The following is a 22,859-nucleotide window of genomic DNA, read 5'->3' on the forward strand; positions in this document are numbered from 1 at the left end:
CCCCTTGACTACGCTGGCTCCATGGTGGGAGAGGCGCAGGTCGTGCAGGTCGATGGCCGACGGCTGCGGGTGACCAACCTCGACAAGGTCGTCTACCCGGAGACGGGCACGACCAAGGGCGAGGTCATCGCCTACTACACCACCATCGCTCCGCTCCTCCTCCCGCTCCTCGACGGCCGCCCGGTCACCCGCAAGCGCTGGGTCGAGGGGGTCGGCACCGCCGCCGCTCCCGAGGACTCCTTCTTCACGAAGCAGCTCGAGCCCGGCGCCCCGGACTGGATCCCCCGACAGGACATCCAGCACTCCGACGGCCCCAAGGCGTACCCGCTGGTGGAGGACGTGCCCACGCTCGTCTGGCTCGCGCAGGTCGCGGCGATCGAGTTGCACGTGCCGCAGTGGCGGTTCACCCCGGACGGGCTCCCCGGCCGCCCCGACCGTCTCGTGCTTGACCTCGACCCGGGACCCGGCGCCGACCTCGCGCAGTGCGCCGCGGTCGCCCGGATCGCTCGGACGCTCCTCACCGGGATGGGGCTCGACCCTCTGCCCGTGACCAGCGGCAGCAAGGGCATCCACCTCTACGCGGCCCTGCCCGGCGAGCAGACCAGCGACGAGGTCTCCGCCGTGGTCAAAGAGCTGGCGCGCATCATCGAGAACGAGCACCCGGACCTCGCCACGAGCGTCATGTCCAAGGCCGTGCGCGGGGGCAAGGTGTTCCTCGACTGGAGCCAGAACAACGGCAAGAAGACGACGATCTCCCCGTACTCCCTGCGGGGGCGCGCCCGCCCCGGCGTCGCGGCGCCGCGCACCTGGGAGGAGCTCGACGACCCGGACCTCGCTCACCTCGAGCTGGACGAGGTGCTCGCGCGCGCCGCCGCCGGATTCGATCCGCTCTCCTCCCTCCGCCCCGACACTCCTGCTCTGCCGGCGAACGCGCACGCCGCGACAGCGGCTCGAGCTCCCGCGATCCGGGCGGCGGCGCCCTCCCCCGCCCGTCGCGGCCGGCCGCTCGCCGAGCAGACGGCGTCCCCCACCGGGACCACTCTCCCGTCGCTCGCGCCGATGCTCGCCGAGAACGGCACCCCGGCGATCGCCCGAAGCCTCAGCTCGCCGTCATGGGTGGAGGTGAAGTGGGACGGCATCCGTGCGATCGGCACCTGGCGCGACGGGCACATGTCGCTGCACGCCCGACGCGGCACCGACATCACCGCGCGCTATCCCGAGCTGACGGCCGACGGTGCCCCGTTCCTCCCGGTCGACGAGGCGATCGTCGACGGGGAGATCGTCGCCTTCGACAGCGCCGCCCGGCCGAGCTTCTCCCTGCTGCAGAACCGCATGCACCTCACCCGGCCCCGGGAGATCGAGCGCGAGGTCGTGCGCACACCGGTCGTGTACATGCTGTTCGACCTGCTCCGTCTCGACGGCCACGATCTCACCGGGATGCCGCTCCGCGAGCGCCGCACTCTGCTCCGCGACATCGTGGCGGGGGTCGACGCGCCCATCCAGGTCCCTCCCGTCTTCGACGACGTGGACGCAGCGCTCGCCGCCAGCGAGGAGTTCGGGCTGGAGGGCGTCGTCGTGAAGGATCCCGCCTCCCGGTACCGTGCCGGCCAGCGCTCACCCTCCTGGCTCAAGCTCAAGAACACCCGCATGCAGGAGGCGGTGATCGTCGGCATCCGCCCGGGGAAGGGCGAGCGCGAGGGCACTCTCGGCTCTCTCCTCCTCGCGATCCCGGAGGGTGGCGACCTCCGCTACATCGGCCGCGTGGGCACCGGCTTCACGGATCGCATCCTCCGCGACCTCCTGGCCCGCCTGGAGCCGCTGCGGGTGCCACGCGCACCGCTCGACGGCGTCCCCCGCCCGGACGCCTCGGACGCCCTGTGGGTGCGCCCCGAACTCGTGGGCGAGGTGGAGTTCGCGAACTGGACGCCGGACGGCATCCTCCGGCACGCCCGCTGGCGGGGTCTGCGCCCGGACAAGACGGTCGACGAGATCACCGTCGAGGCGTGAGCGGCTCCCTCAGGCGTGGTGCGGTTCGCAGTCGCTCTGCTCGGCCGGTTCGATCTGGAACGTGGAGTGCGCCACGTCGAAGTGATCCGCGAGGCATGCCTGCATCTCCGACAGCAGCGCCGCCGAGCGGCCGTCCGCCAGCAGGTCCGGGCGCACGCTGACGTGCGCGGTGAAGACGGGGGCTCCGCGGGTGAGCTGCCACACGTGCACGTCATGGACTCCGACGACGCCGTCGTAGCCGAGCAGGTGAGTGCGGATCTCCCCGACGGCCATGCCCTTCGGCGCCGACTCGGCGAGGACGGAGAACACCTCCTTGAGCAGGACGAATGCCCGGGGGATGATCATCGCCGCGATGAACAGCGAGGCGAGGGCGTCGGCCGGCATCCAGCCCGTCACGAGGATCACACCGGCCGCGATGATGACCATCAGTGAGCCGAGCAGGTCGCCCATCACCTCGAGGTAGGCGCCGCGCACGTTGAGGTTCGTCCGCTGGGCCCGGCTGAGCAGCCACATCGACACCGCGTTCGCGACGAGGCCGACGACGGCGACGACGAGCATCAGCCCTCCCGCGACCTCGACCTCGGAGGGGTTCAGCAGCCGCTGCACGCCCTGCACGGCGACGACCGTGGCGAGGGCGATGAGGATGACCGCGTTGATGAGTGCGCCGAACACCTCGGCCCGCTGGTAGCCGAACGTCCGGCGGTCGTCCGCGGGGCGCGCCGCCACGGTCGCGGCGATCAGTGCGATCACGAGCGCCGAGGCGTCCGTGAACATGTGCGCAGCGTCCGCGAGCAGCGCCAGCGAGCCGGTGAGGAGGGCGCCGACGACCTGCACGATCATCACCGTGGCCGTGAGGGTCAGGGAGATCGCGAGGAGGCGGCGGCTGCTCGCCGAACGGAGACCGCCAGGGGCGGGCGCATGATCGTGCATGCCCCCAGGCTAGCCCGGCGGTGGGCCCGACAAGGCCGTTCCCGGCTAGTCGGGAACAGTAACGATTCTCACCGTCAGCAGGGGTTCTTCTGCGGGTCCCTCAGAGCGCGGCGAGCAGCGGCACGAGCGCGGCGAAGGCGCGCGCGCGGTGGGACTGCGCCTGTTTCTCCTCCGCCGAGTACTCCCCGACCGTGCGCTGTGCGCCGTCCGGCTGACCGTCCGGGATGAAGATCGGGTCGTACCCGAAACCGCCGGCTCCCGACGCCTCGCGGGCGAGCCGTCCTGGCCAGATCCCCTCCACCACGTGCTCGCGACCGTCCGGGAGGACGAGGGCGATCGTCGAGGTGAAGTGCGCGGAGCGATGACGGTCGGCGATGTCGCGCAGCTGATCGAGCAGCAGCTCCAGGTTCGCCGCGGCGTCCTTCTTCTGACCGGCCCAGTACGCCGAGAACACTCCGGGCGACCCGCCGAGCACGTCCACGCAGATGCCGGAGTCGTCGGCGAGCGCCGCGAGGCCGGTGTGCGCGGCGGCCGCTCGCGCCTTGAGGAGCGCGTTCTCAGCGAACGTCACTCCGTCCTCGACCGGCTCGGGGCCGTCGTAGCCGACGACCTCCAGGTCGGGCCGTGTCTGCTGCACGATCTGCTGGAACTCCGCCACCTTATGCGGGTTGTGGGTCGCCAGGACGACGCGCATGCTCAGGCTCCTGCCAGAGCGGCGAGCTGCCGTTCCTTCAGGTCCGCGCAGCCGGCGACGCCGAGGTCGAGGAGCGCGTCGAGCTCACGCTTGTCGAACGGCGCCCCTTCGGCCGTGCCCTGCACCTCGACGAACAGGCCGCGGCCGGTCACGACGACGTTCATGTCGGTCTCGGCGCGGACATCCTCGACGTAGGCGAGGTCGAGCATCGGCTCCCCGTCCACGATGCCGACGGACACCGCGGAGACGGAGTCGAGCAGCGGCGTCGAGTTCTTGCCGATGAACTTCTTCTCCCGGCCCCACTCGATCGCGTCGGCCAGGGCGACATAGGCGCCGGTGATCGCCGCGGTGCGGGTGCCACCGTCGGCCTGGAGCACGTCGCAGTCGATGACGATGGTGTTCTCGCCGAGCGCCTTGGTGTCGACGACGGCGCGCAGCGCGCGGCCGATGAGTCGGGAGATCTCGTGCGTCCGACCGCCGATGCGGCCCTTCACGCTCTCCCGGTCGTTGCGGCTGTTCGTCGCTCGCGGGAGCATCGCATACTCGGCCGTGACCCAGCCCTTGCCCTTGCCGGTGAGCCACCGCGGCACGCCGTTCGTGAACGAGGCGGTGCACAGCACCTTCGTGCCGCCGAAGCTGATGAGAGCCGACCCCTCGGCCTGCGCGCTCCAGCCGCGCTCGATGGTGATCTCGCGCAGCTGCGAGGTGGAACGGCCGTCGGCGCGGACGATGTCGGTCATGAGCTTCTCTCGGTCGGGGATGGAGCGACGGGCTCAGCGCGCGTCGAGGGCGGAATCGGGAAGCGTGATGACGCCGGTCTGGACGAGCTGCACGTCGCGCACCTCGCGACCCATGAGTCGGTTGGCGAGCGCCGTGAAGTCGTCGGCGGAGTCGCCCGTGGCCTCGTAGACGTAGGTGGCGGTGGCATCGGCGGGCGCCAGCAGGTCGCCGCGGACGAGCTGGCGGTAGACGTCGCCCGCGGTCTCGTCGTCGCTGGAGACCAGGGTCACGCCCTCCCCCATGACGTAACTGATGGCGCCGCGGAGGAACGGGTAGTGCGTGCACCCGAGGACGAGCGTGTCCACGTCGGCCTCGCGCAGTGGCGCGAGGTACTCCTCGGCGACGGCCAGCACCTCGGGGGTGCCGGTGACACCGGCCTCGACGAACTCGACGAACCGGGGGCACGCGGCGGTGAACACCTGCAGGCGCTCGTTCACCTCGAGCATGTCCTGGTAGGCCCGCGAACCGATCGTGCCGACCGTGCCGATCACACCGACACGGCCGTTCCTCGTGGTCGACACCGCGCGGCGCACGGCGGGGCCGATCACCTCGACCACCGGCACGTCGTAGCGTTCGCGTGCGTCGCGCAGCATCGCCGCCGACGCCGTGTTGCAGGCGATGACCAGCATCTTCACGCCCTGGTCGACCAGGGTGTCGAGCACTTCGAGCGCATAGCGTCGGACGTCGGCGATGGGCTTGGGGCCGTACGGCGAGTGGGCGGTGTCGCCGATGTAGACGAACGATTCGCGGGGCAGCTGGGCGCGGATGGCCCTGGCCACCGTGAGCCCGCCGACACCGGAGTCGAAGATCCCGATGGGCGCGTCGTTCATGACTCCCCAGCCTACCCGCGTGCGCGCCGCCTCGTGCATCACGGCCTCACTAAGCTGAGCGCATGACCACGTCGACGGCGCTGCTCACCGACCGTTACGAGCTCACGATGCTCGCCGCCTCGCTCCGGGACGGCACCGCCTCCCGCCCGAGTGTCTTCGAGCTCTTCTCCCGACGCCTGTCCGGCGGACGCCGCTTCGGCGTCGTCGCCGGAACCGGACGACTGCTCGGCCTGCTGCGCGACTTCCGTTTCGGCGACGACGAGCTGCGCTTCGTCCGCGACGAGCGCGTCGTCGACGCCGAGACCCTCGCCTCCCTCGAGCGCTATCGCTTCACCGGCACGATCCGGGGCTACCGCGAGGGCGAGCTCTACTTCCCCGGGTCGCCCATCCTCACGGTCGAGGGATCGTTCGCGGACGCCGTCGTCCTGGAGACGCTCGCCCTGAGCGTCCTCAACCACGACTCCGCGGTCGCCACGGCCGCGGCCCGCATGAGCATCGCCGCCGGCGAGCGTCCTCTCGCCGAGATGGGCTCCCGGCGGGCAGCCGAGCGCTCCGCTGTCGCCGCAGCACGGGCGGCGTACATCGCCGGGTTCGGCGCCACGAGCAACCTCGAGGCCGGCCGCGCCTGGGGAATCCCGACCATGGGCACCGCTGCGCACTCGTGGACGCTGCTGCACGACAGCGAGGAGGACGCCTTCCGTGCTCAAGTCGAGAGCATGGGCGTGGACACGACGCTCCTCGTCGACACCTACGACATCCGCACCGGCGTCGAGACGGCGATCCGGGTGGCCGGGACCGGGCTCGGCGGCGTCCGCATCGACTCCGGGGACCTGCCGACCGTCGCCGCCGAGGTCCGAGCGCAACTGGACGAGCTCGGCGCCACCGAGACCCGCATCACGGTCACGAGCGACCTCGACGAGTACGCGATCGCCGCGCTAGCGGCCTCCCCCGTGGACGCGTACGGCGTCGGCACCTCCGTCGTGACCGGTTCCGGATACCCCACGGCGAGCATGGTCTACAAGCTCGTCGCCCGGCAGGACGCCGACGGCTCGTGGGTCGGGGTCGCCAAGGCGTCCGCGGACAAGGCGTCGTTCGGGGGCCGCAAGGCGGCGTTCCGTACGCTCAGCGACGGGGTCGCCGCGGCGGAGACGGTCGTCGTCTCGGACGGGTTCGAGGCGCTGGACACGCCTGCCGAGCACCCGGACGGCCGACCGCTCCAGGTCACCCTCGTCGAGGGCGGAGAGATCGAGACCGCCTTCGAGGGCGCCGCAGGGACGGCAGCCGCCCGCGCGCATCACCTGCGTGTCCGTGAAGAGCTGCCGGTGCGTGCGTTGGCACTCAGCAAGTCCGATCCGGCGATCCCGACGGTCTACGTCGAGGCGGACTGAAGCGGGGCCGAGCGACGGCGGTCAGCCGACCATCGACTCGTAGATCTCCTTGCACGTCGGGCAGATCGGGAACTTCTCCGGATCACGGCCCGGCGTCCACTTCTTGCCGCAGAGCGCGCGGACGGGCTTGCCTGTGATCGCCGACTCGAGGATCTTGTCCTTCTTGACGTAGTGCGAGAAGCGCTCGTGGTCGCCCGGTTCGATGTTCTCCTCGCGGAGGAGCTCTTCCAGTTCGCGATCAAGCGTTGCCACGCCGCCCTGATCGGGGCTGTCCAGCGGAGTACTCATCCCGCGATTCTAGCCGCGTCTCCGCCTCGGCGGGGCGGTCTCACGCGGTCTCGACGAACTCCATCAGACGTTCGCCGCTGTGCTCGAAGATGCGTCCGCCGATCACAGCTCCTCCGATGAAGGCGACGATGCCGGTGGCGATGCCGACCCAGAAAGCCGCCGGCGCGAAGCCCGGATCGGCGACGATGCTCGCACCGAACAGCCAGATGGTGGGCACGCTCAGGACGATCGCACCGAGGAACGCCGCCGCCGGGCCGTAGATCCCTCGGGAGGTCGGGCGCTGCGGCTGCTGGAACGGGCTGTCCCCGGGACGGGAGACCGCGTACGGCGCCACCACCGACACCACGCTGGAGATGCCGAGGGCGGAGAACAGCAGGCTCGCACCGAGGCCGACGAGCGGGAGGAGAAGACTCCAGCGCCCGGCCAGCAGGAGCGAGAGCGGTACGGCGATCGCCAGCACCGGCACGGCGACCAGGAGCACCGGCACCAGGCGTCCGAGACGGTCCGGAACCCCGCGGACACCGCTCGCGACGTGCGTCCAGAGGGCCGTCGAGTCGTAGGCGACGTCATTGTGGGGCAGCCATCCGAAGAAGAGGGCCATGACGGGCACGGGGACGAGGGCGGCGATCTCGACCGGCACGCCCGCGACGATCAGCGGGAACACCGTCAGCACGCCCGCCACGGGCACGACGATGATGTTCATGATGTACCGGCGGTCGCGCAGCCAGTACACGAGGCTTCGCGACGCGATGGCGCCGAAGGCGTTGGAGGGCAGCAGGCCGAACCAGCCGAGTCCGCTGCGCTCGCGCGCCGCCACCGGACGCTCGGTCGTCGTCAGCAGGCGCCGTACGAACCAGGTCCAGGCGAACCACAGCAGCGCGAGGGTGACGGCAGCCACCAGTCCGCTTCCCCAGGCCGCGGCCGTCTCGCCTTCGGCCGCCGCGAACATCGCCGCCGGCGAGGCGGCGAGCGGCGTGAAGCCGATCACCGAGGTCAGGGTCGCCAGTGACGCCGGCACCTCACCGTCCCAGCGGAGCGAGCCGAGGAACACGGCGACCGGGAACGCGATGACGATCAGGGCCAGGGCGAACAGCGCGGTGAGCTCCCGGGAACGACGCTCCGGGAGCAGGAGCGCATTGAGCGCCATCCCGACCCGGGAGAGGAGGATGGTCGACAGCAGCCCGATCACCGCCAAGAGGACGGCCGGCACCCACGGCGCGCCGGCGCGGATCGCGACGACCGTCACGCTGATGTAGACCGCGAGGAGCGCGAGGCTCGGCACGCTGACCAGCGACGCGAGCGCCAGCACCCCTGGCATCTTCCGCTCGTCGACGCCGAACACCGCGAAGCGCCGCGGATCGAGCTGATCGACGGCTCCCACGAGCAGCGGCCCCACGAGGAAGCCGAGCAGAAGGGCAGCGCCACCGAGCACCGTCACGGCCTGGGAGACCGGCACCGGCGCGTCGCCGAGGCTGAAGACCGCCACGCAGACCACCACGGTGACCGCGACGACCGCGCCGAAGGAGAGCAGGGTGCGCGCCCGGTGTTCCCCGCGCAGGGCGCCCAGGAGAAGCGCGAACCTCAGTCGGAGAACGTGTGCAGCCACTCGAGCCCCTCCACCTCTCCGCTGGAACCTGCGAGCTCCACGAAGCGCGATTCGAGCGTCTGTCCCGCGCGCACCTCGTCGATCGTGCCCTCGGCCAGCACCTCACCGTTGACGATGATGGCCACCCGGGAGCACACGCGCTCGACGAGATCCATCCCATGGCTCGACAGGATCACCGTGCCGCCGTGCGAGACGTAGGCGCGGAGGATGTCGAGGATCACGGCGGAGGAGACCGGATCGACGGATTCGAACGGTTCGTCGAGAACGAGGACGCGCGGAGAGTGGATCATCGCGCCGGCGAGCATGATCTTCTTCGTCATGCCCGCGGAATAGTCCGACACGACCCGGTTCAGGGCGTCGCCGAGGTCGAAGGCCCTGGCGAGGTCGCCGGTGCGCTTCTCGATGACGTCGGCGGAGAGCCCACGCAGCAGCCCGTAGTAATACAGCAGCTGTCGGCCGGTGAGCCGGTCGAAGGTGCGCAGCCGGTCGGGCAGGACGCCCATGACGCGCTTCGCCGCCAGGGGCTCGGCCGCCTGGTCGATGCCGCAGATGAGGACGCTGCCCTCGTCCGCGCGCAGGAGACCCGCGACGATCGAGAGGGTCGTGGTCTTGCCGGCGCCGTTGGGGCCGACGATGCCGTAGAAGGAGGCCGCGGGCACGGTGAGGTCGATGCCGTCGACCGCGCGGTTCTCGCCGAACTGCTTCACGAGACCGCGGATGCGGATCGCCTCTGTGGCGGGCTCGGCTGCCGCCGAGTCATCGGCCTCGGTCGGGGGCTCCTCGGCGATCACCGCTTCGACGACCTCGACGGTCTCCTCCTCCGCGACGCGTCGGTCATCGGGCGCGGGCTCCTTGGTCACCGGCAGCGCGGTGTCCGACACCTCCACCACGGACTCCGCCGCAGCAGGCTCCTCGACCGGCGTCGCTTCCTCGGCGGTGTCTCGGGCCGGTGTCGCCGTCTCGACGGACGAGGTGCTGGCCTCGTCCGTCTCGACGGTCTCTGCGGCCACGGTCTGCGCCTGCACCGCGCCGGACTCCTCCGGCTGCGTCTCGGCCGTGCTCACCTCTGCGGCTGCGGACTCGACGGTCCCGACCTCAGCCGCCTGGGCCTCCGCGGCCTCGGCCTTCACGGCCTCGTCTTCGGCGGCCTTCGCTGCCTCATCTTCGGCGGCCTTCGCCGCAGCCGCCTTCGCCGCGGCTGCCTTCGCCGCAGCGGTCTTGGCGGCGGTGGTCTTGGCCGTCGTCTTGGCCGCCGAGGCCTTCGCGGCAGCGGTCTTCGCCGCGGCGGCCTTGGCCGCAGCCGTCTTGGCCGCAGCCGTCTTGGCCGCCGATGTGCTCGCCGCCTTCGTCGATGTCGCGGCCGGACGCTTCGAGCCGGTCGAGCGTGCGGCCGTGTTCTTCGCCGCAGCCGCGCGGGCGGCGGACGCCGTGCGAGCGCCTGCTGGAGCGGTCGCGGGATCGACACTCGCCGCGGGGGTGGGCTCGACCACGACCTCAGCCGTGGGCGCGGCCTTCTCGGCTGCCGCCTTGGTCGGTGCGGGCCTCGCCGTCCGCGCGGCGGTCGGCTTCTTCGCCGCGGCAGTCCTCGTCGAAGTGGAGGACTTCGCCGCGGTGGACTTCGCGGCCGTGGTCTTCGCGGCGGAGGGTGTGGCGGCCGTCGTCTTCGCAGCTGCCGACTTCGGAGCCGCGGTCTTCGCGGCCGTGGTCTTCGCCGCAGCAGACTTCGCCGCGGTGCTCTTCGCAGCCGTGGTCTTCGCAGCAGCAGACTTCGCCGCGGTGCTCTTCGCGGCCGCGGGCTTCTTCGCAGCCGGCTTGTCCGCTGCGGCCGTCTGCGCCTTGGCCGAGGCCGAGGTCGACTTCTTCGCGGCGGTGGACGCGGCAGGTCTCTTGGCGGCCGGTTTCCGAGCGGGCGCGGAGGCCTCGGTCGGAGTCTCGGCTCCCTCTGCCTGGGGGGTGGGGTCATCAGGGGAGGAAGTCACCGTCCTACGGTATCAACGGGTGGCTGAGAGCCAAGGCCCCACGCGACATTCCGCAACCGGATCCCTCCCCGGCGCTTTCCGCAAGGGGGTTGTCGTCCCTGTGCGTTGCGTGTGTACTCGATCACGAAATGGCAACGGGGCCTGCCTGGCCCCGGGGTTCTCAGGGGGAATCGCTAGCATGATCCCCGGCACGACGAAGTGTCTGGTCGGTGAACCGACCGTGAACACAACTTCCTTAGGAGTATTCGTGACTCTTCAGACCGTCATCCTCGCAGCCGGCATGGGCTCTCGCCTCGGCCGCGCGCTGCCCAAGCCGCTCACCGAGCTCAACGACGGCCGCACGATCATGGGCCAGCAGCACGACAACATCCGCGCCGCTTTCGGCTCCGACGCACGCATCACCACGGTGGTGGGCTACCGCGCCGAGACCATCATCGAGGCCTTCCCCTCCGTGAACTACGTCCACAACGACCGCTACGACGAGACGAACACGTCGAAGAGCCTTCTGCGCGCCCTGAGCGCCACCGGCAAGAGCGGCGTGCTGTGGATGAACGGCGATGTCGTCTTCGACCCGATGATCCTCGGCCGCGCCGCCGCATACATCGAGCGCGACCAGTCGTTCGTCACCGTCAACACCGCCAAGGTCAGCGACGAAGAGGTGAAGTACACCGTCACGGCGGAGGGCTTCATCAAGGAGCTGTCCAAGTCGGTCAAGGGCGGCCTGGGCGAGGCCGTCGGCATCAACTACATCTCGTCGGGCTTCAAGAAGGCGTTCATGCGCCAGCTGCAGCGCGTCGAGGACCAGGACTACTTCGAGCGCGGCCTCGAGCTGGCGATCGCCGAGGACGGCCTGCTGCTCGAGCCGATGGACGTCTCCGACCTGTACGCGGTCGAGGTCGACTTCGCAGAGGACCTGGAGCGCGCGAACCTCTTCGTGTGACGCTCCCCTCCGAGAGCCCCGTTCCGCCACGGACCGGGGCTCTCGGTGTTTTCGCGGACGGGCTCCATAGGATCGGCGCATGGCCCCCAAGGTGCACAAGATCCACTCCCTGCCGGACGACGCCCCGTGGGACAAGGGCGTACCCCCGGTCGGCTCCCCCGAGCACCCCATGATGGTGCGCGGGCTCGATCGGGTCCTGTCGATCCAGCGGCCGCTGGTGCTCGCCCACATCCGCAGCATCCGGCTCCGCAACCCCCACGCGACGCCCGACGAGATCATCCGGATCCTGGAGCGGCGCTACCTCGCGGCCGTCACGACGGGTGGGGCCGCGGTGGGGGCGACCGCCGTCGTGCCCGGCATCGGCACCGGGATCACGCTCGCGCTCTCCGGCGTCGAGACCGTGGGATTCGTGGAGTCCACGGCCCTCTTCGCGCAGTCGGTGGCCGAGGTGCACGGCATCGCGGTCGGCAACCCCGACCGCGCACGCGCTCTCGTCATGACGCTCATGCTCGGCAAGGAGGGCGTCGACCTCGTCGGCCAGCTCGCCCGGCAGGTCGCGGGGCGCGGGGGCAGCCGCTCGGCGTACTGGGGCGAGATGGTGACGAAGTCGCTGCCCCGCGCCGCGGTGGGACCCCTGGTGGACCAGCTCAAGGGGATGTTCGTGAAGCAGTTCGCGGCCAGGGGCGGCGCCTCGTTCATCGGCAAGGCGATGCCCTTCGGGATCGGCGCGGCCATCGGCGGGGCGGGCAATCACATCCTCGGCCGCCGGGTGCTCACCACGTCCCACCGCGCGTTCGGCGCCGCACCGCTCACCCTGCCGGCCGAGCTGGAGCCCGTGCCCGGCGCCGAGAAGATGGAGCTGCGGATGCTCCGGGGGGCGCGCTACGCCGGCACCGCCGTCGCCGGAGCCGCCGGCACCGTGGCGCGCGGAGCGGGGTGGGTGGGTCATCGGGTGGGTGAGATCGCCGGACGCCGGCGTGAGCATGCGGCGGACGAGATCGAGGCGGGTGATAGCGGCGGCGACCACGATCTGCCGCCGCGCCCGGGTTCCGACGCGACCGGGAAGTGAGGGGGCGCGCACCTCGCCAAAGGATCCGTCGACCCGTTGTGCCGATCATCCAACGGACGGCGCGGACCCGACGCTAGGGTGGAATCCGTGACGGACAAGCCCGACCCCTTTACCACCGCCGGCAAGATCGCGGACCTGCGCGCTCGCTACACCGAGGCCGTCGTCGACGCCGAGGCGAAGGCGAAGGAGAAGCAGCACGCGAAGGGCAAGATGACCGCCCGCGAGCGCATCGAACTCCTCGTCGACCCCGGCAGCTTCGTCGAGTTCGACGAGTACGTGCGCCACCGCACCACCGCGTTCGGGATGGACCGCTCGCGCCCCTACGGCGACTCCGTCGTCACCGGCGTCGGCACCATCCACGGCCGCACCGTGGCGGTGTACTCGCAGGACTTCTCGACCTTCGGCGGGTCGCTCGGCGAGGTCGCCGGCGAGAAGATCGTCAAGGTCATGGAGTTCGCCCTGGCCGGCGGCATGCCCTGCATCGGCATCCTCGACTCCGGCGGGGCGCGCATCCAGGAGGGTGTGGTCGCGCTCGGCAAGTACGGCGAGATCTTCCGTCTGAACACCCGCGCCTCCGGCGTGATCCCGCAGATCTCGATCATCATGGGCCCGGCCGCCGGCGGCGCCGTCTACTCGCCCGCCCTCACCGACTTCGTCATCATGGTCGACAAGACCAGCCAGATGTTCGTCACCGGGCCCGACGTGATCAAGACGGTCACCGGCGAGGACGTCGGCATGGAAGAGCTCGGCGGCGCCTACACGCACAACACGCGCTCCGGTGTCGCCCACTACCTCGCGGAGGACGAGGACGACGCGATCGACTATGCCCGCACGCTCCTCGGATTCCTGCCGGACAACAACATGGCGGAGCTGCCGTCCTACGAGAGCGCGTTCGAGTTCGAGACGACCGACGCCGACCGCACGCTCAACACGCTCATCCCGGATTCCCCGAACCAGCCGTACGACATCCACACGGTGATCGAGCATGTCGTCGACGACGGCGACTTCCTCGAGGTGCAGCCGCTGTTCGCTCCCAACATCGTCATCGGCTTCGGCCGCATCGAGGGCCGCTCGGTCGGCATCATCGCCAACCAACCGTCCCAGATGGCGGGCACGCTCAACATCGAGGCCGGCGAGAAGGCGAGCCGGTTCGTGCGGTTCTGCGACGCGTTCTCGCTGCCGATCGTGACCCTCGTCGACGTGCCGGGATACCTGCCAGGCACCGACCAGGAGTGGACAGGCGTCATCCGCCGCGGCGCCAAGCTCCTCTACGCGTACGCGGAGGCCACCGTGCCGCTCGTGACGGTGATCCTGCGCAAGGCGTACGGCGGCGCGTACATCGTCATGGGGTCGAAGCAGCTCGGCGCCGACGTGAACCTCGCCTGGCCCACCGCGGAGATCGCCGTGATGGGCGGCCAGGGCGCCGTCAACATCCTCTATCGCGGCGAGATCCGCAAGGCGGAGGAAGCCGGCGAGGACGTGGCGGCGGTCCGCACGCGTCTGGCCAACGAATACACCTACAACGTCGCCTCGCCCTTCCTCGCGGCCGAGCGCGGCGAGCTCGACGGCATCATCGAACCGGCGAACACGCGCGTCGCGATCGCGAAGGCGCTGCGCGCGCTCCGCGGCAAGCGCGCAGAGCTGCCGCCGAAGAAGCACGGGAACATCCCGCTGTGAGCGCGCAGGAATCCGCCGTCGACGGGACGGCCCCCGCGCCGCTCCTTCTGGAGATCACGCGCGGCGCCGCCACGGAGGAGGAACTCGCGGCCCTCATCGCGGTGCTCGGCGACGCCTACGAGACCGAGCAGGCGGAGGCGACGGTCGAGGAGCCGCGGGTGTCGGCGTGGACGCGCACGCAGCGCCCGCTGCGCCGACCGCTGCGTCGCGACATCCCCTGGGGACGCTTCGCCGGCTGAATCGGGTCGTCGTGTTTTGTCCCCCAAAATACCTACAGACAACCGTTGCACGACCCCGCAGACTGAAGGGGACGCTTCGCGTTCGGCTGGTCTCTCTGTCCCAGGGTAGACAGACGCTGATCGGCCACCAGCGGACGGTTTTCGGGTAACTGTCCGCACGGCGAGGGGCAGGCGGATTCGCCGCCCCTCGCCCACTCTCACTTCCGTGCGTCGGAGGCGGTCTCACGCCGCTTTCTGGCGATCTCGTGCCACAGGTCCACGGAGTCGTCGTCCGAGGCCCGCAGGCCCGCGCGGCCGACGACCGTCACCGCCACGAGCGGATCCCGTGCGGAGCGGATGATGATCCGGCCGGTACCCGCGCTGCGCAGGACCGCCGCGAGTTCGTCCCGGATCTCCATGCGCCGCCCCTCGTCCACGCCGTCGAGCCCACCCTCGTCGAACACGGTCACCGAGGCACCGTGGCGGCGCGCGGCGTCGATCGCATTGCGGACGTCGTCGTTCAACAGGTCCGCGCCGCGCAGCTCGTCGCGCAGACGTCCCTCAGCGAGCCGGGCTTCCAGGCGCTCGTCGTCGTCGAGCAGCCCGCGTGAGGCCACCACCCTGCTGAGGATCGGGCCGGCGACCGCGAGGGCGAACTGCGTCCGCAGCCGACGCTCGCGCTGGCGGACGCGCTGCGTCGCATGCCAGGCCGACACGGCCTGCTGGATCTCGGACAGGCGCTCCGTGTCGCTGACGGCGCGATCCCAGAACATCACCAGCAGCTGGGCGACCGCCACCCACATGATCGAGCCCACCACGCCGAGGTTCATCGCCACGCCCATGCCCAGCGCGAGCGACGCGGAGACGACGAGCACGGCGAGCGTCGTCCAGCCCACCCAGGGCCGGCGCCGGACCACGCACACCACGCCGAGCAGCCCGAGAGCGCCGATGTACCAGGTGGCGAACGGCGCCGTGCGATCGTCCGGTTCCAGCGAGAGGGTCACGAGCGCCGGGATCACCGCGCTCACGGCCAGCGCGAGGAGAGCCGACCACAGCGGCATCCGGACCGTGGCCGGGCTGCCGAGGATCGCGATGTTCACCACGACGAGGTACGCGGCGATCGCGAGGACCATGAGCAGCGGTGCCGTCGGCTGCTCGATCCACCAGATCCCGCGGGCGACGAAGTACAGCGCGAACCCGACGGCGAGCGAGGTCGCGACACTCCGCACGGTCCGGTTCATGAGCGCTCCCAGCCCAGGGTGACGACGGTGCCGCCCTCGTCGGAGGAGATCCGCGCGGTGCCGGCGACACCGGCCATACGGGCGAGGATGGAGGCGCGGATGCCGAGCCGATCCGGACCGATCGTGTCGACGTCGAACCCGTTCCCGGTGTCGGAGACCGTCACGGCGATGCCCTCGTCGCCGTGACCGACCACGAGGATGTGCAGGCCGCGCCCGTGGGCGTGCGCGACCGCGTTGCCGATCGCCTGCCGCGCCGCGAGCACGAGAGCCCTCGCTGCGCGCCCCGGGATGAGGCCGCTCCCGCCGCGCTCCTCCACGATCGCGTCCGCGCCGAGCTCGGAGAGGGCCCGTCGCAGCTCCACGACGATCTGCGCGGCGCCCACCGGCTCATCGCTACCCTCCTCCGCGACCGCCGCCTCCGTGTTCGCGAGCCGCGTGAGCGCCTCCCGCGCCATCGCCACGGCGAGCTCTCTCGCCCGCTCGCCCTCCGCGCGTTCGGCGGCGATGAGTGCGGCCAGCACGCTGTCGTGCATGAGCGCCGACATCGCCACACGCTCCTCCTCCGCCGCCGCGGCGGCCGCCGCCGTCGCATACGACGCCACCGCCGTGCCCCGCGCCTCGTCCACGCCCGCGGCGACCGAGCGGAACATCCAGCCGAGCGAGACGATCACGACGCCGAGGATGAGCGTGAAGGAGACGTCGAACGCGGTGGTCACCCAGAACTCCCGCGAGAAGTCGCCCTGCACCAGACGCACGTACCCGTAGACGAACGGCACCCCGACCGCCCACGCGAACTGCAGCCGCACGGGGAAGGCCAGCATCGCCGCCACGACTCCGACGTTCACGAGGAAGAAGATCCACGGCTGGTCCCCCGCCACCTTGTCGGTGGGATCGACGACGACCGGCCATGCCGCGAGCGCGAGGACGTACACGACGGCGAAGACCCCCGCGGCCAGGCGCACGCCGCGTCCGACCAGGCAGGCGACGAGCATCGCCGCCAACGGCACGAACACGGCGATGAGCATCGCGATGTGCGGCACGTCCGCGCGGGACATCGTGTGCACGGCCGCGATCAGCGCCTGCGCCCCGAGCACGGCGGAGCCCAGGGCGACGACGATCGCGAGGATGCGCTCCATCCGCTTCCCGGTGAACCGCTCGAAGCCGTTCTCCGCGCTGCCGGGAGACGGGATCTTGCTCCAGGCGTCGCGGACGCTCAGCGGCTCAGCGGGCACTCGGCGCCCCGTCGGCCGTCACGATGCCGTCCTCCATCGCGCGCCGCAGCAGGTCGACCTTGGTGGGCGCCGGCCGACCGACCTCGACGTACTTCACCCGGATCCGGGTGATGTTCTCCTTCGCGGTGGAGTACGCGACGCCGAGGCGCTCGGCCACGGCCTTCAGCGGCAGGCCGGTCGCGTACAGGCGCAGCACCTCCCGCTCCCGGGTGGACAGCTGGGCGTCGGCGAACGCGCGGTCGCCGTCGACCGCGCTGGCCCATTCGACGTTGTTCAGAGCCTCACCCTGCGCCACGGTGCGGATCGCATCCAGCACGTCGTCGAGGGCGGAGGACTTGCTGACGACTCCGGCCGCGCCGGCCGCCAGCGCCTCGCGCACGGCTGCCGGACGGTCGGCGACGCTGTGGATCACCACGCTGGCGCCGTCGGCGACGAGGGACACGACGTTCTCCGTGACCGTCGTCCCGTCCCCCAGCGTGAGGTCGAGCACGACGACGTCTGCGGGCGGAGCGCCGGTGGACGAGCGCCACACGAGGTAGGAGCCGACCGTGCTCCCGGTGAACACGACGGTCTGCCCGTCCCTGGCGCACGCGGCCTCGAGGCCGAGGCGGACGGACTCGTGGTCGTCGATGAGGGCGACGGTGCTCATGCCCACAGCCTAGTGAGTCGCGGACCCGGCGCCGGGAATGCGCTCACCGGGTGAGCAGGGCGACGACCTCGAAGTGATGCGAGTGCGGGAACAGATCGAAGCCGCGGAGGGCACCGACCTCCCACCCCAGGCCGCGGAAGGTGCCGAGGTCGCGGGCGAGGGCCACCGGGTCGCAGGCGACGTAGGCGATCGCGGACGGACTCAGCGCATGCACGCCCTCCACGACCGCCCGCCCGGCCCCCGACCGCGGCGGATCGAGCACGACGGCTCCCGTGACGCCTCCGCGTCGAGGCTGCTGCAGGAAGCGGTCGACCCGAGCCGTGACCGCCGTCACGTCGAGCGGGGCGAGGTTCGCGGCGGCGTGCTGCGTCGCTCGGCGGCTGGACTCCACCGTGACGACATCGGTGCCGCCGAGATCCGCGAGGGTCCGCGCGAAGAGGCCGACGCCGCCGTACAGGTCGTAGTGCGTCGCGTCCGGCTCCACATGCCCGTCGAGCAGCCCGTACACGGCACCGTCGAGGACGGAGGCGGCACGGGGGTGCACCTGCCAGAACCCTCCGGCGTCGACGTCGAACGTGCGGTCACCGACGCGTTCCTGCACGACCTCGGGTGTCGGCCGAGGACGACGATCCCGCGGTGAGCGCCGCTCGGCCTCGGGGTGGCGGAGGATGCGCACCCGGCCGTCCGCGGGCTCCACGAGCTCGATGCGTCCGGCCTTCTCGCCCTGCAGGGCCAGGGCGGCCTCGGCGATCGCGCGGCGGGCGAGCGGGTGCGTCGACACCGGGACGACGCGGTGGCTGCGGGCTGCGAAGGGGCCGATCCGTCCCTCGTCGTCCACGTGCAGGGTCACCCGCGTCCGCCACCCCGTCCCATCCCCGGACTCCACGGCTTCGATCTCCGGCGCCTCGAGTCCGGGACCGGCGAAGCGGTCGAACGCCTCCGAGAGAACCTGTCGCTTGAGCACGCGCTGGTGCCCGAGGTCGATGTGCCCGAGGTCGGCACCCCCGGGCCGCTGGGCGGGGTCGTGCGCGACGTCCGCCTCCGGCCAGATGTGCGGCCGCCGATGCGGGGAGGCCTCGAGGACCTCGATCGTCTCGGCGCGCCAGAAGCTGCGGGTGTCGGGCTCCCCGGCGCCGGCGGACGGATCCAGCAGGCGTGCCCGGACGCGCTCCCCCGGGATCGCATCGGAGACGAAGACCACGCGTCCCTCGTGACGGGCGATGAAGGTGCCTCCGTGGGCGATGCCGGTGATGTCGAGATCGAGCACGTCGGCTGCGGAGGAAGTCATCTTTCGAGGATACGGTGGTCTCCATGCGCGTCTGCCTCGCCTCCACCTCCCCCGCCCGGCTCATGCTGCTGCGTCAGGCCGGCATCGAGCCCCTCACGCGGTCGCCGGAGGTGGACGAGGACGCCCTGGCCGCCGCCGCGGAGGAGCGCATGGGCCCCGTCGCACCCGCCGACCTCGTGCTGCTGCTCGCCCGCGCCAAGGCCGCCGCCGTCGCCGAGCGGCTGGCCGCCGAGGGCGTGTTCGACGGCATCGTGATCGGCGGGGACTCCATGTTCGCGCTCGGGGACCGGGTCTACGGCAAGCCCTACACGCCGGAGGAGGCCACGCGCCGGTGGCAGGAGATGCGCGGCGCCACCGGCGTGCTGCACTCCGGGCACTCCGTGTTCCGCGTCTCCCCCGGCGCCGAGCCCGTCGAGGCGACCGCTGTCGCGGAGGCCGCCGTGACGTTCGCCGAGGACATCAGCGATGAGGAGATCGCCGCGTACGTGGCATCGGGGGAACCGCTGCACGTCGCCGGAGCCTTCACCGTGGACAGCCTCGGCGGCGCCTTCATCACCCGGGTCGAGGGCGATCCCTCCACCGTCGTGGGGATGTCACTCTCCACCGTGCGCCGTCTCGCTGCCGATCTCGGAGTGCGTTGGACGGATCTGTGGTCGTAGACTCCCCTCCACGTTTTTCCCTCTTTCTTGTCGAGAGTCGTCAAAAGTATCGGGATGCTACTCGCTAGGCTGGCAACCATGCCTGAAATCGCGAAGGTGCTCGTCGCCAACCGCGGCGAGATCGCCGTCCGCATCGTCCGTGCCGCTCGTGACTCCGGGATCGCCTCGGTCGCCGTCTACGCCGACCAGGATCGGGACGCGCTGCACGTGCGCCTCGCTGACGAGGCGTATGCGCTCGGTGGCGCGACCAGCGCCGAGACCTATCTCCAGATCGAGAAGATCCTCTCCGTTGCCCGCCGCGCCGGCGCCGACGCCGTGCACCCGGGCTACGGGTTCCTCGCGGAGAACGCCGAGTTCGCGCGCGCCGTGATCGACGCCGGGATGATCTGGATCGGCCCCTCCCCGGAGGCGATCGAATCGCTCGGCGACAAGGTCACCGCCCGCCACGTGGCCGAGAAGGTCGGCGCGCCCCTCGCGCCCGGCACCCCCGGCCCGGTCTCCGGTGCCGACGAGGTCGTCGCCTTCGCGCAGGAGTACGGTCTGCCGATCGCGATCAAGGCGGCCTACGGCGGCGGCGGTCGCGGCCTCAAGGTCGCCCGTGAGCTCGACGAGGTCGAGGAGCTGTTCGAGTCCGCCACGCGCGAGGCGGTCGCCGCGTTCGGCCGCGGCGAGTGCTTCGTGGAGAAGTACCTCGACAAGCCCCGTCACGTCGAAACCCAGTGCCTCGCCGATGCCGAGGGCAACGTCGTCATCATCTCGACCCGCGACTGCTCGCTGCAGCGTCGACACCAGAAGCTCGTCGAAGAGGCACCCGCCCCGTTCCTCACGCCCGAGCAGAACGAGAAGCTCTACTCGGCGTCCAAGGCCATCCTCAAGGAGGTCGGCTACGTCGGTGCGGGCACGTGCGAGTTCCTCATCGGCGCCGACGGCACGGTCTCCTTCCTCGAGGTGAACACCCGCCTCCAGGTCGAGCACCCCGTGTCCGAGGAGGTCACCGGCATCGACCTCGTCCGCGAGCAGTTCCGCATCGCCGCCGGCGGCACGATCGACTACGACGACCCCCAGCCGCAGGGCCACTCCATCGAGTTCCGCATCAACGGCGAGGACCCGGGTCGTGGATTCCTCCCCCAGCCCGGCCCCATCCACGTCTTCAAGACCTTCGGCGGCCCCGGCATCCGCCTCGACTCCGGTGTCACCGCCGGGGACGCGGTCTCCGGCGCGTTCGACTCGCTGCTCGCCAAGATCATCGTCACCGGCAAGGACCGCGCCGAGGCCCTGGAGCGCGCGCGTCGGGCCCTGGACGAGTTCGAGGTCGCAGGCCTTCCCACCGTCATCCCCTTCCACCGCAAGGTCGTCCGCGACCCCGCCTTCACGGCCGAGGACGGGACGTTCGGCGTCTACACGCGGTGGATCGAGACCGAGTTCGACAACGACATCCCCGCGTGGGACGGCGAGCTCGAGGCTCCGGCCCCCGCGAACGCCCGGCACACGGTGGTCGTCGAGGTCGGTGGCAAGCGGCTCGAGGTCAGCCTGCCCGATCGCGTCGCCGTCGCCCCCGGCACCACGGGACGCCCTGCGGCGGTGCCGCCGTCGCGTCGCAGCCACGCCACGGTCGCCAACGCCGGGGCCTCCGGCGACGCGGTGAAGTCGCCGATGCAGGCCACGGTCGTCAAGGTCGCCGTCGAGGAAGGGCAGCAGGTCGTCAAGGGCGACCTCGTCGTCGTCCTCGAGGCGATGAAGATGGAGCAGCCGCTGCAGGCGCACAAGGACGGCGTCGTCGGCAGCATCGACGCCGCCGCTGGCACCACGGTGTCCGCCGGCCACCAGCTCCTCACGATCTCCTGACCCGCGAGACCCCGCTTTCACGCCGAGACCCCGGGCTGCAGATGTCTGCAGCCCGGGGTCTCGGCGATTGCGCGGGGTCTCGGGTCAGGAGATGTTCACGAGGTGCATCGCGCGGCTCGCGTCGGTGATGCTGCTCGAGAGCGAGGGGTACGCGGCGAAGACCCGGGAGACCTGGTCGACGGTGAGGCGACGCTCGACCGCGATCGCGATGGGGTAGATGAGCTCGGAGGCCTTCGGTGCCACGATCACGCCGCCGATCACGGTGCCGGAGCCCTTGCGCGCGATGAGCTTGACGAAGCCGTCCTTGATGCCCATCATCTTCGCGCGCGGGTTGGCGGCGAGCGGGAGCTTGTAGACCATGCCGTCCGCGAGGCCGTCCTCCACGTCCTTGACGCCGTAGCCGACGGTCGCGATCTCCGGCGCGGTGAAGATGTTGGAGGTGATCTTGATGAGCTCGAGCGGGATGACGATGTCGCCCAGCGCGTGGAACACCGCCGTGCGACCCTGCATCGAGGCCACCGAGGCCAGGGGGAAGAAGTTCGTGCAGTCCCCGACCGCGTACACGTTCGGCACCGAGGTGCGCGCGACGCGGTTCACGCGGACGTGTCCGGAGTCGTCGAGCTCGACACCGGCCTCCTCCAGACCGATGCCGGCCGTGTTCGGGATCGAGCCGACCGCCATGAGGCAGTGGCTGCCCTCGACAGTGCGACCGTCGGACAGGGTCACCGTGACGCCGTCTCCGGTGACCTCGACCTTCTCGGCGCGCGACTTGGACAGCACCTGCATGCCGCCGCGCTTGAACACCTTCTCGAGCACGCGCGCCGCGTCCTGGTCCTCGCCGGGGAGGACCTGCTCGCGGCTGGAGACGAGCGTGACCTTCGCCCCGAGGTTCATGTAGGCGGAGGCGAACTCGGCACCGGTCACGCCGGAGCCGACGACGATGAGGTGCTCGGGCAGCGCCTTCATGTCGTAGAGCTGGGTCCACGTGAGGATGCGCTTGCCGTCGGGCTTGGCGGAGTCGAGTTCGCGCGGCGAGGCGCCGACCGCGACGACGATGGTGTCGGCCTCGACGCGGTCGAAGTCCGTGCCCCGCTCGCCCGTGGAGACGACGATGGCGTTCGGACCCTCCAGACGGCCGTGACCGGAGAGGATGCGCACGCCTGCGTCGAGGAGGGTGGTGCGCATGTCCTCGGACTGCTGACCGGCCAGCGCCACGAGGCGCTTGTTCACCGCCGCGAGGTTGATGGCGATCTCCGGCTTGAGGGGCTTGCCGTTCTCGCCCTTGGCGTAGAAGTTCACGCCGAGGTCGCTGGCCTCGGAGATGGCGACCGCGGCGTCCGCCGTCGCGATGAGGCTCTTCGAGGGCACCACGTCGGTGAGCACGGCGGATCCGCCGACACCGACGCGCTCGACGAGGGTGACCTCCGCTCCGAGCTGGGCGGCCGCCAGGGCCGCCTCGTAACCGCCGGGTCCGCCGCCGAGGACGGCGACGCGCTGAGTGCGCTCGAAAGTGGTGGAAGACATGCTCTCCATTCTTCC

The 22,859-nt window shown here is 71.1% G+C and carries 20 protein-coding genes; 8 read left to right on the forward strand and 12 right to left on the reverse strand.

The genetic code is table 11. The features are described from left to right. Positions 1–21: 21 nt before the first annotated feature. Positions 22–2,007, forward strand: coding sequence for a non-homologous end-joining DNA ligase (gene ligD / locus MICNX66_RS10995; RefSeq protein ID WP_187661913.1), 1,986 nt, complete (start codon positions 22–24; stop codon positions 2,005–2,007). Positions 2,008–2,016: 9 nt separating this feature from the next. Here ligD and MICNX66_RS11000 read toward each other — a convergent pair whose 3' ends face one another. From MICNX66_RS11000 to murI, 4 genes are all read right to left on the reverse strand, one after another. Continuing rightward, positions 2,017–2,937, reverse strand: a complete 921-nt coding sequence (locus MICNX66_RS11000) for a cation diffusion facilitator family transporter (protein WP_025105315.1) — start codon at positions 2,935–2,937, stop codon at positions 2,017–2,019. 100 nt (positions 2,938–3,037) lie between these two features. Then, the gene (rdgB, locus tag MICNX66_RS11005; protein WP_187661914.1) at positions 3,038–3,631 is read right to left on the reverse strand and encodes an RdgB/HAM1 family non-canonical purine NTP pyrophosphatase; all 594 of its coding nucleotides are present in this window, start codon (positions 3,629–3,631) and stop codon (positions 3,038–3,040) included. Positions 3,632–3,633: 2 nt separating this feature from the next. Then, positions 3,634–4,371: a ribonuclease PH gene (gene rph / locus MICNX66_RS11010; RefSeq protein WP_187661915.1), complete on the reverse strand. Its 738-nt coding sequence runs from the start codon at positions 4,369–4,371 to the stop codon at positions 3,634–3,636. Positions 4,372–4,404: 33 nt separating this feature from the next. Then, on the reverse strand, positions 4,405–5,241 hold the full coding sequence (murI, locus tag MICNX66_RS11015) for a glutamate racemase (RefSeq protein ID WP_187661916.1): 837 nt from the start codon (positions 5,239–5,241) through the stop codon (positions 4,405–4,407). Between the two features lie 62 nt (positions 5,242–5,303). On the opposite strand from murI, the gene MICNX66_RS11020 reads away from it, so the two are divergent. Then, on the forward strand, positions 5,304–6,629 hold the full coding sequence (locus MICNX66_RS11020) for a nicotinate phosphoribosyltransferase (protein WP_187661917.1): 1,326 nt from the start codon (positions 5,304–5,306) through the stop codon (positions 6,627–6,629). Between the two features lie 21 nt (positions 6,630–6,650). On the opposite strand, the gene MICNX66_RS11025 is transcribed toward MICNX66_RS11020, so the two are convergent. The 3 genes from MICNX66_RS11025 to MICNX66_RS17025 are packed head-to-tail and all read right to left on the reverse strand — an operon-like array spanning position 6,651 to position 10,502. Then, the gene (locus MICNX66_RS11025) at positions 6,651–6,917 is read right to left on the reverse strand and encodes a DUF3039 domain-containing protein (RefSeq protein WP_060923586.1); all 267 of its coding nucleotides are present in this window, start codon (positions 6,915–6,917) and stop codon (positions 6,651–6,653) included. Positions 6,918–6,957: 40 nt separating this feature from the next. Next, positions 6,958–8,523 (reverse strand): hypothetical protein, encoded by a 1,566-nt coding sequence (locus MICNX66_RS11030; RefSeq protein WP_187661918.1) that lies wholly within the window; start codon positions 8,521–8,523, stop codon positions 6,958–6,960. Beyond that, positions 8,499–10,502: an ABC transporter ATP-binding protein gene (locus tag MICNX66_RS17025; RefSeq protein WP_332107623.1), complete on the reverse strand. Its 2,004-nt coding sequence runs from the start codon at positions 10,500–10,502 to the stop codon at positions 8,499–8,501. Before MICNX66_RS17025 ends, MICNX66_RS11030 begins: the two co-directional genes overlap by 25 nt. A gap of 247 nt (positions 10,503–10,749) precedes the next feature. Here MICNX66_RS17025 and MICNX66_RS11040 point away from each other — a divergent pair, with 247 nt between their 5' ends. The 4 genes from MICNX66_RS11040 (at position 10,750) to MICNX66_RS11055 (ending at position 14,427) form a co-directional block, all read left to right on the forward strand. Next, on the forward strand, positions 10,750–11,442 hold the full coding sequence (locus tag MICNX66_RS11040; RefSeq protein ID WP_060923420.1) for a phosphocholine cytidylyltransferase family protein: 693 nt from the start codon (positions 10,750–10,752) through the stop codon (positions 11,440–11,442). A 79-nt stretch (positions 11,443–11,521) separates the two neighbouring features. After that, positions 11,522–12,511 carry a hypothetical protein gene (locus MICNX66_RS11045; RefSeq protein ID WP_187661919.1) on the forward strand — a complete coding sequence of 330 codons (990 nt, stop codon included), beginning with the start codon at positions 11,522–11,524 and terminating at the stop codon, positions 12,509–12,511. Positions 12,512–12,598: 87 nt separating this feature from the next. Then, positions 12,599–14,188, forward strand: a complete 1,590-nt coding sequence (locus tag MICNX66_RS11050) for an acyl-CoA carboxylase subunit beta (protein WP_370428473.1) — start codon at positions 12,599–12,601, stop codon at positions 14,186–14,188. Continuing rightward, a complete protein-coding gene (locus MICNX66_RS11055; protein ID WP_187661921.1) occupies positions 14,185–14,427 on the forward strand; it encodes an acyl-CoA carboxylase subunit epsilon in 243 nt (80 codons plus the stop codon). The genes MICNX66_RS11050 and MICNX66_RS11055 overlap by 4 nt, the downstream gene beginning before the upstream one ends. A gap of 197 nt (positions 14,428–14,624) precedes the next feature. Here MICNX66_RS11055 and MICNX66_RS11060 read toward each other — a convergent pair whose 3' ends face one another. The 4 genes from MICNX66_RS11060 to MICNX66_RS11075 are packed head-to-tail and all read right to left on the reverse strand — an operon-like array spanning position 14,625 to position 18,816. Next, entirely contained in the window at positions 14,625–15,647 is a 1,023-nt protein-coding gene (locus MICNX66_RS11060; RefSeq protein WP_187661922.1) for a hypothetical protein, read from the reverse strand. Further along, on the reverse strand, positions 15,644–16,879 hold the full coding sequence (locus tag MICNX66_RS11065; protein WP_187661923.1) for an ATP-binding protein: 1,236 nt from the start codon (positions 16,877–16,879) through the stop codon (positions 15,644–15,646). The genes MICNX66_RS11060 and MICNX66_RS11065 overlap by 4 nt, the downstream gene beginning before the upstream one ends. Then, entirely contained in the window at positions 16,869–17,528 is a 660-nt protein-coding gene (locus tag MICNX66_RS11070; protein WP_071329676.1) for a response regulator transcription factor, read from the reverse strand. Before MICNX66_RS11070 ends, MICNX66_RS11065 begins: the two co-directional genes overlap by 11 nt. 43 nt (positions 17,529–17,571) lie before the next feature. Further along, positions 17,572–18,816: a class I SAM-dependent RNA methyltransferase gene (locus MICNX66_RS11075; protein ID WP_187661924.1), complete on the reverse strand. Its 1,245-nt coding sequence runs from the start codon at positions 18,814–18,816 to the stop codon at positions 17,572–17,574. Positions 18,817–18,839: 23 nt separating this feature from the next. On the opposite strand from MICNX66_RS11075, the gene MICNX66_RS11080 reads away from it, so the two are divergent. Continuing rightward, the gene (locus tag MICNX66_RS11080) at positions 18,840–19,475 is read left to right on the forward strand and encodes a Maf family protein (protein ID WP_187664190.1); all 636 of its coding nucleotides are present in this window, start codon (positions 18,840–18,842) and stop codon (positions 19,473–19,475) included. Positions 19,476–19,553: 78 nt separating this feature from the next. After that, positions 19,554–21,320, forward strand: a complete 1,767-nt coding sequence (locus tag MICNX66_RS11085) for an acetyl/propionyl/methylcrotonyl-CoA carboxylase subunit alpha (RefSeq protein ID WP_187661925.1) — start codon at positions 19,554–19,556, stop codon at positions 21,318–21,320. A gap of 84 nt (positions 21,321–21,404) precedes the next feature. Here MICNX66_RS11085 and MICNX66_RS11090 read toward each other — a convergent pair whose 3' ends face one another. Continuing rightward, entirely contained in the window at positions 21,405–22,853 is a 1,449-nt protein-coding gene (locus tag MICNX66_RS11090) for an NAD(P)H-quinone dehydrogenase (protein WP_025105680.1), read from the reverse strand. Between the last annotated feature and the right edge of the window lie 6 nt (positions 22,854–22,859).

The sequence above is a fragment of the Microbacterium sp. Nx66 genome (genome assembly GCF_904066215.1).
GTDB lineage: Bacteria > Actinomycetota > Actinomycetes > Actinomycetales > Microbacteriaceae > Microbacterium > Microbacterium meiriae.